This window comes from Xanthomonas sp. LMG 12461, assembly GCF_009192935.1.
GTDB lineage: Bacteria > Pseudomonadota > Gammaproteobacteria > Xanthomonadales > Xanthomonadaceae > Xanthomonas_A > Xanthomonas_A sontii.
Genome location: NZ_NQYT01000021.1, coordinates 1 through 13,884, shown reverse-complemented (window position 1 = coordinate 13,884; position 13,884 = coordinate 1). Strand labels below are relative to the sequence as shown.

Here is a 13,884-nt window from a genome sequence, read left to right as displayed (position 1 = left end):
GGCGATCAGCCGGCGGAGACGAAGCGGGGCGAGGGCAGCGCTGCGCCAGTGGCGGCGCGCGCAGGCGGGCGGGAACCCATGCCGAATAGGGGCGCGCGTGCGGCGCCGCGGCGCCGCGACGGGAGGGTGGACGATGGCGGATGTCGGCGGCTGGGCATCACGTGCTCCCTGAACGGTCGCGTTGGTGATCCGGCGGTGACGTGCGCGGACCACGAAGCGTGATCCTGATATCGACTAGCGCGGCGATAGCTTGAACCGTGCCGTGGTGCGAATCGGCGTGTCGTGCGTGATTGTTTCTATCGCAACGGTATGGCCGCTCAATCGGCCTCGATGGTCGGGACTGCCTTGCGCACCAGCCGCAGCGGCGCCTGCCGCGCCGCGCCGCGTGCGGGGGCCGCGGGCGTGGGGCCTGCGCCGCCGTTCGCGCCGGCCTGCGCCGGGTCCAGCCGGAACACCGCCGCCGCCTCGCCGAGCCGGCGGCCCTGGTCTTCCAGCGCCCGCGCCGAGGCGCTGGCTTCCTCGACCACGGCGACGTTCTGCTGGATCGCCTGGTCCATCTGCGCCACGGTGCGGCTGACCTGCTCGATGCCCATCGACTGTTCCTGCGAGGCCGCGGCGATCTCGCCGATGATGTCGGTCACCCGCTGCACCGAGGCGACGATCTCCTGCATGGTGCGACCGGCCTGGTCGACCAGGGCCGAGCCTTCGCTCACGCGGCCGACCGAGTCGTCGATCAGCGTCTTGATCTCCTTGGCGGCATTGGCCGAGCGCTGGGCGAGGGTGCGCACCTCGGTGGCGACCACCGCGAAGCCGCGGCCCTGTTCGCCGGCGCGGGCGGCCTCGACGGCCGCGTTCAGTGCCAGGATGTTGGTCTGGAAGGCGATGCCGTCGATCACGCCGATGATGTCGGCGATCTTCTTCGACGAAGCCTCGATCCCGTTCATGGTGGTGACCACCTGGCCGACCACCTGGCCGCCCTGCGAGGCCACCGCGGCCGCGCCTGTGGCGAGCTGGTTGGCCTGGCGGGCGTGCTCGGCGTTCTGCTTGACCGTGGAGGTCAGCTCCTCCATCGAGGCCGCGGTCTCTTCCAGGTTGGCCGCCTGTTGTTCGGTGCGGCGCGACAGGTCGTCGTTGCCGGCGGCCAGTTCGGTGGTGGCGCCGTGAATGCTGCGCGCCGCGGTCTGGATGCGGCCGACGATGTCGGCGAGCTGGTCGGCGGTGGTATTGGCATCCTCGCGCATCCTTGCGAACACGCCGTGGAAGTCGCCGTGCATGCGCGCGCTCAGGTCGCCGGCGGCGATGGCCTGCAGCAGCGTCGACAGCTTGCCCAGGTTGCGGTCGCTGACCTCCATCATCGCGTTGAGGTCCTGCACCATCAGCCGGAAGTCGTGCTGGAACCGGCCGGCGTCGCCGCGCACGCTGAAGTCGCCGGCGGCGGCGGCCGCGGCCAGGCGCTTGATCTCGGTGTTGATCGCCAGCAGGCTGGCCTTGGCCGCGTCCATCGATTCGTGCAGCACCGCGCGGCTGCCGGGCAGGCGGCGTGCGTCGCGATGCAGGTCGCCGTTGGCGTACTCGTTGAGCACCGCGATGGCGTCGACGATCGCGTCCAGGTGCTCGAACATCATGCGGTTGATGCTGGCAGCCAGGTCGCCGTACACGCCGGGGAAATCCTCCGGCATGCGGTGGGACATGTCCTTGTCGGCGTGCAGTACGGCCATCTGCGCGGTCTCGCTGGAAAAGCGCTCCAGCATCCGGATCATTTCGCCGGTGGCGCGCAGCATCTCGCCGGTCTCGTCGCGGCCGGGATTGTCGATGCGCACGCTGAGGTCGCCGCGCGACACCGCGCGGATCGCCTCCAGGCTGCGCGATACCGGTCGCAGCACCGAACTGCCGATCAACCAGTTGATGCCGAAGGTGAGCAGCACCAGGATGCCGCCGGCCAGGGTCATCACCCCGGTGAAGACCAGCGCCTGCGCCTGCACGTCGTCCATGTACACGCCGGTGCCGATCACCCAGTGCCAGGGCGCGAACGCGGCGTTGTAGGAGATTTTTTCGACCGGCTTGTCGCTGCCGGGCTTGGGCCACAGGTAGTCGACGTAGCCGCCGCCGGCCTCGGCTGCCTTCACGAACTCGCGGAAGATCGGCTTGCCGTCGGCGCTGAGCACCTGGCCGATATCCTTGCCGACCAGGTCGTGGCGGGTGGGGTGCATCAGCATGGTCGGGTGCAGGTCGTGCACGTAGAAGTAGTCCACGCCGTCGCGGGCGCGCATCGATTCCAGGGTGCGCAGGGCGGTGCGCTGCGCCTCGGCCAGCGGCATGCTGCCCTTGTCCACCTCGGCCGCATAGGCGCGCACCACGCCCAGCGCCAGCTCGATCTGGCTCTTCAGTGCCTGCTCGCGCGTGTTGCGGATGTCCAGGTACTGCATGCGCGCGGCAATCACCGCCAGCAGGACGATGCCGGCACCCAGCAACAAGGTCTGCCAGAGGAACTTGCGGCGCAGCGGCAGATCCGAGAGGCGGGTGAGCAACGAGCGAGACGACATCGACCTGATCCTTGGAAAGGTTCCCAAAGGTTTAACGGCTCCGGGAACGGGGAAGTTGAGCGCGCGGCGCGACCGATCCGTAGACAATCCTCGCGCTGGCGCGGCGGTCAAAAAAATCCCCGGCGCGCAGGCCGGGGATGGGGGGATGCAGCGACAGGCCGGGCCTGTCTCAGAACTCCTGCCAGTCCGAATCGGCCAGGGCCGGCTCGACCTTGCGGGCACGCACCGCCGCCGGCTTGGCGGCGGCGACGGCCGCAGGCTTCTTCGCCGGCGCTGCCGGCCGCGGCGCGGACACGGCCTGCGGCGCGTGGACCGCGCTGGCCTGCGCCGACTGCTCGACGCGGAAGATCGACACGGCCTCGATCAGCTGGCCGGCCTGTTCTTCCATCGAACGCGCGGCGGCGGTGGCTTCTTCGACCAGCGCGGCGTTCTGCTGGGTGGTCTCGTCCATCTGGGTGACGGTCTGGTTGACCTGCTCGATGCCGGCCGACTGCTCCTGCGAGGCGGCGGCGATCTCGCCCATGATGTCGGTGACGCGCTGCACCGAGGCGACGATTTCGGTCATGGTCTGGCCGGCCTGGCGCACCAGGGTCGAGCCGTTGGCCACCTGGCTCACCGACGCGTCGATCAGGCCCTTGATCTCCTTGGCGGCGTTGGCCGAGCGCTGGGCGAGGGTGCGCACTTCGCTGGCGACCACCGCGAAGCCGCGGCCCTGTTCGCCGGCACGCGCGGCTTCCACCGCGGCGTTGAGCGCCAGGATGTTGGTCTGGAAGGCGATGCCGTCGATGACGCTGATGATGTCGGCGATCTTCTTCGAGGACGCCTCGATCCCGCTCATGGTCTGCACCACCTGGCCGACCACACTGCCGCCCTGCGAGGCGACCGTGGCGGCGCCGCCGGCCAACTGATTGGCCTGGCGCGCGTGCTCGGCGTTCTGGCGCACGGTGGAGGTCAGTTCCTCCATCGAGGCGGCGGTCTCTTCCAGATTCGCCGCCTGCTGCTCGGTGCGGCGCGACAGGTCGTCGTTGCCGGCGGCGATCTCGCCGGCGGCGGCATTGATCGCGTTCGCCGCCTGCTGGATGCGGCCGACGATGGCCGCCAGCTGCTCGGCGGTGGCGTTGGCGTCGTCGCGCATGGTCGCGAACACGCCCTGGAAATCGCCATGCATGCGCGCGGTGAGGTCGCCCTGCGACAGCGCGGTCAGCAGCCTGGACACTTGGCCGATGCTGTCGCCGTTGGCCTGCAGCAGGCCATTGAGCTGCTGCGCCAGCTGCAGGAAGAAGCCGTGCTTGCCTTCGATGCCGACGCGCCCGCTGAGGTCGCCCGCGGCGGCCTCGCGCACGATCTTGGCCACTTCCTGCTCGACCTGCGCTTCCAGGGTGCGGTCGCGCGATTCGCAGACAAAGCCGATGTGCGTGCCGTGCTGGTCGCGGATGGCGGTGATGGTCTGGGCGACGCGCGCGTCGACGTAGGCCATCTCGCGTTCCATCACCCCCTTCTTTTCCAGCTCCGCCAGGGTCTTGGGATCGTGCTGGTTGCCGTACTCCAGCACCGTCACCGGCGAGCCGACCAGCGGCAGGCTCGAATCGAAAGCCGGCGCCACCGAGTGGATCTGCTCGGCGTACTTGTCGGTGAGGCCCTGCATCGACGGGTTGGCGTAGACGATGTTGTAGTCCAGATCGACGATGAACATGCCGGTCGAGGAGTTGTCCAGCGCGGTGCGGATGCGCAGGTTCTCGGCGGCGACCGCGGCGTCGCGCTCGATGCGCCCGCGCAGGTCCTGCTGCATGCGCTTGAGCGCCTGCATCAGCTCGCCGATCTCGTCCTTGCTGTTGGCGTCGATATGTCCGTCGAGCTTGCCGGCGGCGACGTCGCTGGCCACCTTGACCGCATCGCGCACGCTGTTGGCGAGCATCCGCCCGAACAGGAAGGCCAGACCGACCGCTGCGCCAAGGCCGATCAGCAGGCAGATCAGCAGGGTTGCCGAGGCATTGCGGTAGGTGCCGCTGGCGGCGTCGGCCGCGGCCTTGGCCTGGCGATCGTTCTCGGCGATCAGGGCGACGACGTCGTCCACCACCTTGTTGTGCAGGGTGCGGGTCTCGCCGGTGAAGGTATCGATGGCGTCGTCGTGCAGGTCGAGCTGCAGCATTTCGTCGACGGACTGGTAGGAGGCGCTGGCCTTCTTCCAGTCGGCGACCAGACGGTCGTAGATGGTCTTTTCCTGCGGGCTGCCGATCTTGGGCGGATATTGGGCCAGGATCTGGTCCATCTGCTTCTTCAGCGCAACCTTGCGCGCGGCCGATTCCTTCTTCAGCGCATCGCTGCTGCGGATCAGGCTCTGGTAGGCCGCGTTGCGGTACTCGCCGAGGATGCCGCGCATTTCGCCGCCGGTGCGCACGCTCGGCACCACCTGCGACGACACATTCGTGGTCACGCCATCGAGCGAGTTAAGACCGCGGTAGGCGGCCACGCCCTGGATCAGCATCAACGCCAGCACGACGCCGAACGCCAGCATCAGTTTGGGCATCACCTTCAGATCTTTAATCCACTGCATGAGCGCGTTTCCCATAATTCGGAGGGGGACGACAAGGGGCAAAAAAGCAAACGCCGCCGCGCCGGACCGTGCGCACGGGTCCAGCACGGCGGCGCAATGGCTTACTTGATGGTGGCCAGCTTCAGGCTGGACGGCGCGCTGACCTGGATTTCGGCACGCGAGCTGTCCCGCTCGATCTTGCCGATCACGCACACGTCCTTGCCTTCCAGGGTTTCCGGGGCGAAGCCGAACTTGCTGCGGTCGGCGCCGGCGATGCGGGCGGAGAAGGTGTGGCGCGGGAACATGCCGCCCATGTACAGGAAGGTCGGCTCGCCTTCGGAATTCTGCGCGTACTTGGCTTTCTCGACCTTGCCGCAGACCATGCCGTCCTTGCCGACGAAACGGGTGGCCATCTCCGGCGGGATCATCTGCTGGGACTGGGCGAAGGTGCTGGGGCTGGCGGCGAGCAGCAGGACCAGCAGCATGGGAAAGCTCGGTTTCATGGAACGACTCCTTGGGGACGGGGGCTGAAGTGAGGGCCGTGTGATGCCGGCCACTCTTCAGCTATCGGCGTGAAACCGGTTAACTTGATTCGCCCAAGTGATAAACAGTTCGCATTTCAAATAAAAACCCGCCTTGCGGCGGGTTTCGTCTACAGCCGGGCGGCCGCCGCAGCGGCCGGGGGTCAGGCGGCCTCGTCGACGTGGGCGTGCTGCTGGCCGAACTCGGCGCTGTCGAGCAGGGTCTCGATATCCAGCAGGATCAACATCTTGTCGTCCTGGGTGCCGATGCCCGAGATGAAGCGGGTGTCGACCGCGGCGCCGAACTCGGGGGTCGGGCGGATCTGCTCTTCGTTCAGCGGGATCACGTCGGAGACGCTGTCCACCACGATGCCGACCACGCGGTTCTCGACGTTGAGCACGATCATCACGGTGAAGGCGTCGTAGCGCGCTTCCTTCAGACGCAGCTTCAGGCGCAGGTCGATCACCGGGACGATGGTGCCGCGCAGGTTGATCACGCCCTTGATGTACTCGGGGGCGTCCGGGACCCGGGTGACCGAGTCGTAGCCGCGGATTTCCTGCACCTTGAGGATATCCACGCCGTAGTGTTCTTCGCCGAGGGTGAAGCTGAGGAATTCGCCGCCGGTGGCGTCGGAATTGGAGGTGGTCTTGTCGTTCATCGTGTGCTCCTGGTGCGCACGGGATTGCGGGTGGTGGCGTGGGTGGGAAAGCGCGACTCTGATGCTAGATCGGCCCGGCCACGGCGAACTTTAGACCTGGATCGGCCGGCCGCTTGCGGCGTTCAGGAAAGCACGCCGCTCTTGCGGGCGCTGCGCTGGCGCTCGATGCGGAACACGTAGCGCTGGATCGCCGCGTCGGCACCGCGCGGCAGGTCCTGGAAGCGCATGCCCACGCGCAGGGTGTCCTGGCCGTTGGCGAGCTTGGAGACATACATGTTGCAGACCTGCAGGGTCAGCCGGATGGCGTCGGCATCGGGCAGCTGCAGCACGCAGTTCGGATAGCTCTGCTGCAGCTGCGGCATCGGCTGGCCCTGTACCAGCGCCACCGCCAGGCCGCCGCCGCTGATGTCCACCACGCGCAGTTTCAGTTCGACCTGGCCGGCATCGTCGTCGATGCGCAGCACGCACAACGGCGAATCGGTGATCGGGGTCTCCAGGCGGAAATGCTCGCGCCGCTGCAGGTAGTAGAGCGATTCCGGCAGCGGCGCGCGCAGGCCCGGCTGGCCGTTGTCGTCGGTGCGCTGCGGGCTTTCGATGCGGAAACGCACCCGCACCTTGTCCAGTTGGGCGAAGCAAAGCAGGTACTCGGCCTGCTCGGCGGCGCGGTTGGAGGCCTCGTTGACGCTCAGGTCCAGCAGCACGCTGTCCTCGTCCAGGTCCAGCAACGCGGTCGAGAAGGCCTGGTCGCGACCGCCCACGTGCGCGCTGACCTGCGAACGCTGCTGGATCAGCGACTGCAGCAACTGGCGGATCTGTCGCGGCTTGGTCAGCAGGAAACGGTCGTCCTCCACTTCTTCTTCCGGCGAAGTCGGGACAGGGGAGTCGCTGGGAGTGCCTTCGGCCATGGTGGAGAGTGGGTACTGGAGGTGGGTGGGGCGGCACCGCGTCGGGCCGCCCCACGCATGCTATCGGCTGAGCTGGACTTTTTTGTAGACCGGCTGCACGTTGCCGCCAGTGGCGACCGCGTTCGACGGCGGGCGCTGCTCCAGGGTGAAGGATGCCACGGCCCGTGCCAGTTCGCCCGCCTCGTGTTCCATCGACCGGGCGCTGGCGCTGGCTTCCTCGACCAGGGCGGCATTCTGCTGGGTCGCCTCGTCCATCTGCACGACGGTCTGGTTGACCTGCTCGATGCCGGCCGACTGTTCCTGCGAGGCCGAGGCGATGTCGCGCATGATGTCGGTGACGCGCTGGACCGAGGACACGATGTCCTGCATGGTGCGGCCGGCCTGGTCGACCAGGGCCGAGCCTTCGGCCACACGGGTCACCGAATCGTCGATCAGGTCCTTGATCTCCTTGGCGGCGTTGGACGAACGCTGCGCCAGCACGCGCACCTCGCTGGCGACCACGGCGAAGCCACGGCCCTGCTCGCCGGCACGCGCGGCCTCGACCGCCGCGTTGAGCGCCAGGATGTTGGTCTGGAAGGCGATGCCGTCGATCACCGAGATGATGTCGGCGATCTTCTTCGACGAGGCTTCGATGCCGCTCATCGTGGTGACCACCTTGCCGACCACGCTGCCGCCCTGCGAGGCGACCGCCGCGGCGCCGACCGCCAACTGGTTGGCCTGGTGCGCATGCTCGGCGTTCTGCTTGACGGTGGAGGTCAGCTCCTCCATCGAGGCGGCGGTTTCCTCCAGGCTGGCGGCCTGCTGCTCGGTGCGGCGCGACAGGTCGTCGTTGCCGGCGGCGATCTCGCCGGCGGCGGTGTTGATCGCGTCCGAGGCGCCCTGGATCTGCCGCACGATCGCCGACAGCTGCTCGGCGGTGGCGTTGGCATCGTCCTTCATGTTCGCGTACACGCCCTGCAGGTCGGCGTCGATGCGCCGCGACAGGTCGCCCTCGGCCAGCGCGCGCAGCATCTGCTGGATGTGGCCCAGGCCGGCGGCGCTGGCGGCGAGCATGGCGTTGATCTGCTCGCCCAACTGCAGCAGGAAGCCGTGCTTGTCGTCCAGGCGGATGCGTCCGCCGAGGTCGCCGGCGACCGCGCCACGCACGATGCCGGCGATCTCCTCTTCCACCGCCACTTCGTCGGTGCGGTCGGCCCATTCCACCACGAAGCCGAGGCGATTGCCGGTCGCGTCGGTCACCGGATTGACGATCAGGCGCATGGTGTGGCCGCCGACGCGGATCTGCGCGCGGTGCGTGCCGGTCAGCTCGGCGAGCATGCGCGCCTGGTGTTCGGGATGGCGGTGGAACACGTCGATGGTCTTGCCCAGCAATGCGCTGGCATCGAACTGCGGCAGGTCGCGGCGCAGGTCTTCCTGCACCTCGCTGAGCATCTGCAGCAGCGGGCGGTTGACGTAGACGATGCGGCGGTCGGCATCGGCGATCATGACGTTGGTGGTGACATCGTCCAGCGCGCTGCGGATGCGCTGGGTCTCGCGCTGGGCCTCGCTGTCCTGCTCGCGGCTGCGCAGCAGCTGCGCGTTGGCGGCCACCAGGGTGTGGGCGATGGAGCCTTCCGGCAGGTCCAGCTCGCGGATCGCGGCCGATAGCGGCTGTTGCTGGGCGATGGCGCGCGCGGCCTGGGCCAGGGCGTGCGGGTCGTGGCCCACGTCCAGCAGTTGCCGGCGCATCTGCACCGCCATCGGCACCAGGATCGCCGCTTCCACCGCCACATACAGCGCATGGATCGCCAGGATGCCGATCCCGGCCTCGGCGGTGAACACCCGCACCGGCAGGCCGCGGTGCTGGAGCCAGAAGAACAGCACGTGATGCACGGCGATCGCGGCGGCCGCGACCATGATCGGCCGCCAGTCGCGGTAGTACAGCAGCAGCGCGATCAGCAGGATGACGCCGAAGTGCACTTCGATCATGCCGCCGGCCTGCTGGATCAGCGCCGCGGCCAGCACCATCAGGCCCAAGGCCACGGTGCAGCGGCTCAGCAGGCTGCCTGGATGCAGCTTCACCTGCAGGGCAATGACGGCCAGGGTCGGCAGGCTGACCGCCAGCCACGGCGTCCACGCGCCCTGATGCCAGGCGGCGGCCAGGCTGGCGAGGGTGGCCAGGACCGCGACGACCACGAACAGCCGGTCGGCCTGCGCCGCCAGTTTCTGCAGGTAGACGTAGCGCTCGTTGCCGACGAGAAAGCTGCCTTGGGTAGGCGAGGCGCTCATGAGAGGGATTCCTTGGAGTCGGTGGGACATCCGCACTGGGCGGGAGAGATCAGCGGCGCGGCGCCACTGGTGGCGAGCAGCCGCGGCAGCAGCGACGCGGCGGCGATGGACGTGCCGCATCCGGCCAGCTGTGCCGGGCCGGCATAGATCAGGCGGGACTGCGCATCGAAGACGATCAGTGCATAGGGCAGGGACGGCGGCGCCAGCCGCTCGCGCAGGTCCACGCTGCGCATCCCTGAAAGTGCGAGCGCCGCAGGCGCGGCGCACTCGCAGCCGGCCACGCGCAGGCGGAACGCCACGGGCTGCCCGTCGGCAGCGTCGATGGCGGGCGCAAAGGCCAGCAGGCGCGCGCGAATGGCCTCGGCGCTGTCGGCCGGCGGCGGGCTGGCGAGCGCCACCAGTTGGCTTGCCGCCCAGATGCTCCAGAGCACCAGCAGCAACAGCCCCCATGGCAGGCGGGTGAAGCCTCCCCAACGGGGCGTCGTGGTGGATAGTGCCTGCATTGGAAACCGGCCAGCGCGACGCCGGCACTCACCGGCTGTTCACGTTATCGACAGCGCCTATCGATCCTTAAGGTGGTATTCATCACATTTCACGCAGTGGTAACGATGCTGCTGTGGGGTTTTCGAAAAAAGGCTGCCGCGCAGGCCTGGAAACGCAATCGGCCGCGGGGGCGTTCCGCGGCCGATCGGCATATCGGGTTGTTGTTCCGGCGGCGCGGCGTGACAGGCCGAGCCTGGGGGGCGCGACCCGCGCGCCTGGACTCAGGCGGCCGCGTGTGTCGGCCTGGGCGCGACCGGTACCGCCGGCGCACGCACCGAGGATGCCGCCGCCTGCACCTTGAACACCGCCACGGCCTGCCGCAGGTGGCCGGCCTGCTCCTCCATCGAACGCGCGGCGGCCGTGGCTTCTTCCACCAGCGCAGCGTTCTGCTGGGTGCTCTCGTCCATCTGGGTGACGGTGCGGTTGACCTGCTCGATGCCGGACGACTGCTCCTGCGAGGCGACCGCGATCTCACCCATGATATCGGTGACGTGCTGCACCGAGGTCACGATCTCCTGCATGGTGGTGCCGGCACGCTCGACCAGGGCCGAGCCTTCGGCGACGCGGCCGACCGACTCGTCGATCAGCGTCTTGATCTCCTTGGCGGCGTTGGCCGAGCGCTGGGCGAGGGTGCGCACTTCGGTGGCCACCACGGCGAAGCCGCGGCCCTGCTCGCCGGCACGCGCCGCTTCCACCGCGGCGTTGAGCGCCAGGATGTTGGTCTGGAAGGCGATGCCGTCGATCACCGAAATGATGTCGCCGATCTTCTTCGACGAGGCTTCGATGCCGCTCATGGTCTGCACGACCTGGCCGACCACGTCGCCGCCCTGCGAGGCGACCGAGGCCGCGCCGGCGGCCAGCTGGTTGGCCTGGCGCGCACGTTCGGCGTTCTGCTTGACGGTGGAGGTCAGCTCCTCCATCGAGGCTGCGGTTTCCTCCAGGCTGGCCGCCTGCTGCTCGGTGCGGCGCGACAGGTCGTCGTTGCCGGTGGCGATCTCGCTGGCCGCGGCATTGATGCTGAGCGCCGCGGTCTGGATGCGCGCGACGATCGCGGCCAGTTGCTCGGTGGTGGCATTGGCGTCGTCGCGCATGGTCGCGAACACGCCCTGGAACTGGCCGTGCATGCGTGCGGTCAGGTCGCCGGCGGCGATCGATTGCAGCAGCGCGGACAATGCCTGCAGGTTGCCGTCGGCGGTGGCCATCAGCTGGTTGAGGCTGTCGACCATCAGGCGGAAGTCGTACTGGAAGCGCGCGGCGTCGCCACGCACGCTGAAGTCGCCGGCGGCCGCCGCACCGGCCAGGTGCTTGATCTCGCTGTTCATCGCGGTCAGGTTGTGCTTGACCGTGTCCATCGTCTCGGTGAGGCGGGCTTTCTCGCCGGGCAGGCGGTCCATGTTCTCGGACAGGTCGCCGATGGCATAGCGGCCCATGATCTGCGCCAGGCGCTCGGTCACCGCGATGTGCGCGGCGGCCAGGGCATTGCTGTCGCGGACCATGCGCCCGTAGTCGCCGGGGAAGACGCTCTCGTCCATGCGATAGCTGGTCTGGCCCCCATCGTGGCGCCGCGCCATCTCGATCTGTGCGGCCAGCACTTCGCGCAGTTGTTGCTGCATGCGCTGCATGTCGGCCAGCAGCCGCCCGCTTTCGTCGCGGCTGGGCACCACGATGCGGGCGTCGAGGCGGCCTTCGGCGATGTCGGCGGCGACGCCGGCAGCGCGACGCACATTGCGGGTCAGCGTGACCAGCGTATGCGCGCAGATCGCCGCGATCAGCAGCGTCAGCACGCCGAGCCCGGCCACCGCGGTCCACATCGCCTGCAGCGAGGCGTCCAGATGACGCTGCGACTGGCGCTGCAGCGCCTGCAACGCGGTGGCGCTCAACCCGTGCAAGGCCTCGTCCCAGCCATGCAGGGCCGCGTTCCAGCGCTGATCGGCATCGGCGCTGCCGCCGTCCAGGGCCTGCGCCAGTTGCGGCAGAGCGCGATCGGCGACGGCGGCTTCGGCGGCGACCGACTGCGACAGGGCCGGATCCGGCTGTTCGAGCAGGCCCAACGCCTTCTTCAGCTCATGCCGCAGGCGGCCCTGATCGCGAGCCAGTTCGGCGATCTGCGCGCGCAGGACCGGGGTGTCGGCGCCGGCCTGCGAGGGGTCGCGCATCGCGTCCAGCCGGGTCAGGGTCTGGCTGGTCACCGGGGCGTAGATCAGGCTGCTGACCACCAGGTGGTAGCTTTCCACGTAAGGCGTATAGACCAGTTGGCTGTCGTCGCGCAGGGCGTCCAGCGCGTCGTCGGCCTGGTCGGCGACCGCCGCGAAGTCGTTGCGCCTGCTCTGCAAGGTCTGTTGCAGTTGCGCCAGCGCCGCCGTGCTGCGGTCGAAGCCGGGCAGGGCCGGCACGGTCCGTTGCAGTTCGCGCAGCGCCCGGTCCGCGGTGTCGCGCGCCTGCGCCGTGTCGGCGACGGCGCCGACCTGTTCTTCCTGCAGGGCCGCCAGCAGCCGCAGCATCTCGCGCAATGGCGCGTAGCTGCGCAGCTCGGCGCGGCTGACCTCCACGCCGTCGCTGAGGGTGCGGGTGTACAGCAGCAGGGGAATGGCCAGCCCGATCAAGGCCAGCACGCCGATCAGGCTGAGCTTGCGCGCAATGGGGAGATCGTGCCAGACCCGCAAACGCGAGCGGCGGTCGGAGGCGGGCGGAGCGGCGTGGTTCGCGGAGTGCGACGTCATTGCGCGGGTCTCTGGGGGAAAGCGAAAGAAGGCATGCGCTCGCGAGCAAGCGCATACGATGGGAATGTAGGGGGGCGGACAGCGATCGAACTTCGCCGGGCGAAGACGCGCGCATGCGAGGGGATCGCCAGCGCTCGGCCGAATCGGGCAGATCTTTAGCGGCGGCTTGAGACAAAGATTGAATCTGTGATCTCGGCGGAGTTACGCGGCCATCAGGGTTGTGGCGCCCATGTGAGGAAAGGAGTGGGCAGGACATACGCGCTGCGGCGCGCTGCGGATGCAGCGCCGATGCAGGAGCTGCGCGATCTGCAAACGGCCGCACGATTCCGGGATGTGCAGGCCTGTCGAGAAGGCTGCGGGAACCGCGGTGACCGGCGCGTGTTGGCATGTCCTCGCTCGGTCCATTCGCCGATGGACGTGCCGCGCCGCTGTCGCTGGTGTCGCCTGCAGTGGGCGTGATCCGGCCGTGCCGGGCTGGCATCGAGGTCGGGCGAGGCAGGGGCAGTGGGGCGCTGGCGCGCCGTGGCAGGCACGCGATGGTGGCGAGGAGGCGCGGGGCGATGGCCGATGGCGGCGCGTGTCGAGCGCGCGTCGGGACAGCCGGCGTTCGATCAGGCAGGGGATGGCGGAATGTGCCGCTGGTGCAGGCGAGGTGGCCAGGCCGTGTGCGCCTGGCCACCGCCGTGGCCTCAGAACTCCCGCCAGGCGTCGCCGTTGCTGCCGGCGGCCACGACCGGACGGCGTGCCGCCGGTTGCGGCGCCGCGCCGGCCTTGCTCGCAACCCGCGCCGCCGGCTTGGCCGGTACCGCGCGGACCGCGGCCGGCGGCGCGATCGTGGCGACACGGTCGATCTTGAACAGCGCGACTGCATCGCTGAGCTGCACCGCCTGTTCTTCCATCGAGCGCGCGGCGGCGGTGGCTTCTTCGACCAGCGCGGCGTTCTGCTGCGTGGTCTCGTCCATCTGGGTGACGGTCTGGTTGACCTGCTCGATGCCGGCGGACTGCTCCTGCGAGGCCGCCGAGATCTCGCCCATGATGTCGGTGACACGCTGCACCGAGGCGACGATCTCGTTCATGGTGCGGCCCGCCTGGTCGACCAGCGCCGAGCCGGTGGCGACGCGGCCGACCGAGTCGTCGATCAGCGTCTTGATCTCCTTGGCCGCATTCGAGGAAAGCTGGGCCAGGGTACGAA

General features: G+C 68.9%; 9 protein-coding genes. All 9 read right to left on the bottom strand.

From position 1 onward, the window contains the following. Positions 1–317: 317 nt before the first annotated feature. Positions 318–2,543 (bottom strand): methyl-accepting chemotaxis protein, encoded by a 2,226-nt coding sequence (locus CEK68_RS05890; RefSeq protein ID WP_152238833.1) that lies wholly within the window; start codon positions 2,541–2,543, stop codon positions 318–320. Between the two features lie 169 nt (positions 2,544–2,712). Beyond that, positions 2,713–5,097 (bottom strand): methyl-accepting chemotaxis protein, encoded by a 2,385-nt coding sequence (locus CEK68_RS05885; RefSeq protein WP_152180626.1) that lies wholly within the window; start codon positions 5,095–5,097, stop codon positions 2,713–2,715. Between the two features lie 101 nt (positions 5,098–5,198). Next, on the bottom strand, positions 5,199–5,561 hold the full coding sequence (locus tag CEK68_RS05880) for a hypothetical protein (protein WP_017910574.1): 363 nt from the start codon (positions 5,559–5,561) through the stop codon (positions 5,199–5,201). Positions 5,562–5,761: 200 nt separating this feature from the next. Further along, the gene (locus tag CEK68_RS05875) at positions 5,762–6,256 is read right to left on the bottom strand and encodes a chemotaxis protein CheW (protein ID WP_017910573.1); all 495 of its coding nucleotides are present in this window, start codon (positions 6,254–6,256) and stop codon (positions 5,762–5,764) included. A gap of 122 nt (positions 6,257–6,378) precedes the next feature. Further along, positions 6,379–7,161 carry a flagellar brake protein gene (locus tag CEK68_RS05870; protein ID WP_026144691.1) on the bottom strand — a complete coding sequence of 261 codons (783 nt, stop codon included), beginning with the start codon at positions 7,159–7,161 and terminating at the stop codon, positions 6,379–6,381. Between the two features lie 60 nt (positions 7,162–7,221). Next, positions 7,222–9,429 carry a methyl-accepting chemotaxis protein gene (locus CEK68_RS05865; RefSeq protein WP_152238832.1) on the bottom strand — a complete coding sequence of 736 codons (2,208 nt, stop codon included), beginning with the start codon at positions 9,427–9,429 and terminating at the stop codon, positions 7,222–7,224. Next, on the bottom strand, positions 9,426–9,860 hold the full coding sequence (locus tag CEK68_RS05860; protein ID WP_226977781.1) for a hypothetical protein: 435 nt from the start codon (positions 9,858–9,860) through the stop codon (positions 9,426–9,428). The genes CEK68_RS05865 and CEK68_RS05860 overlap by 4 nt, the downstream gene beginning before the upstream one ends. A gap of 333 nt (positions 9,861–10,193) precedes the next feature. Beyond that, a complete protein-coding gene (locus CEK68_RS05855) occupies positions 10,194–12,692 on the bottom strand; it encodes a methyl-accepting chemotaxis protein (protein ID WP_152238830.1) in 2,499 nt (832 codons plus the stop codon). Between the two features lie 689 nt (positions 12,693–13,381). Beyond that, positions 13,382–13,884: methyl-accepting chemotaxis protein (locus tag CEK68_RS05850; RefSeq protein WP_226977776.1), on the bottom strand; the 503-nt coding region annotated here is incomplete at its 5' end.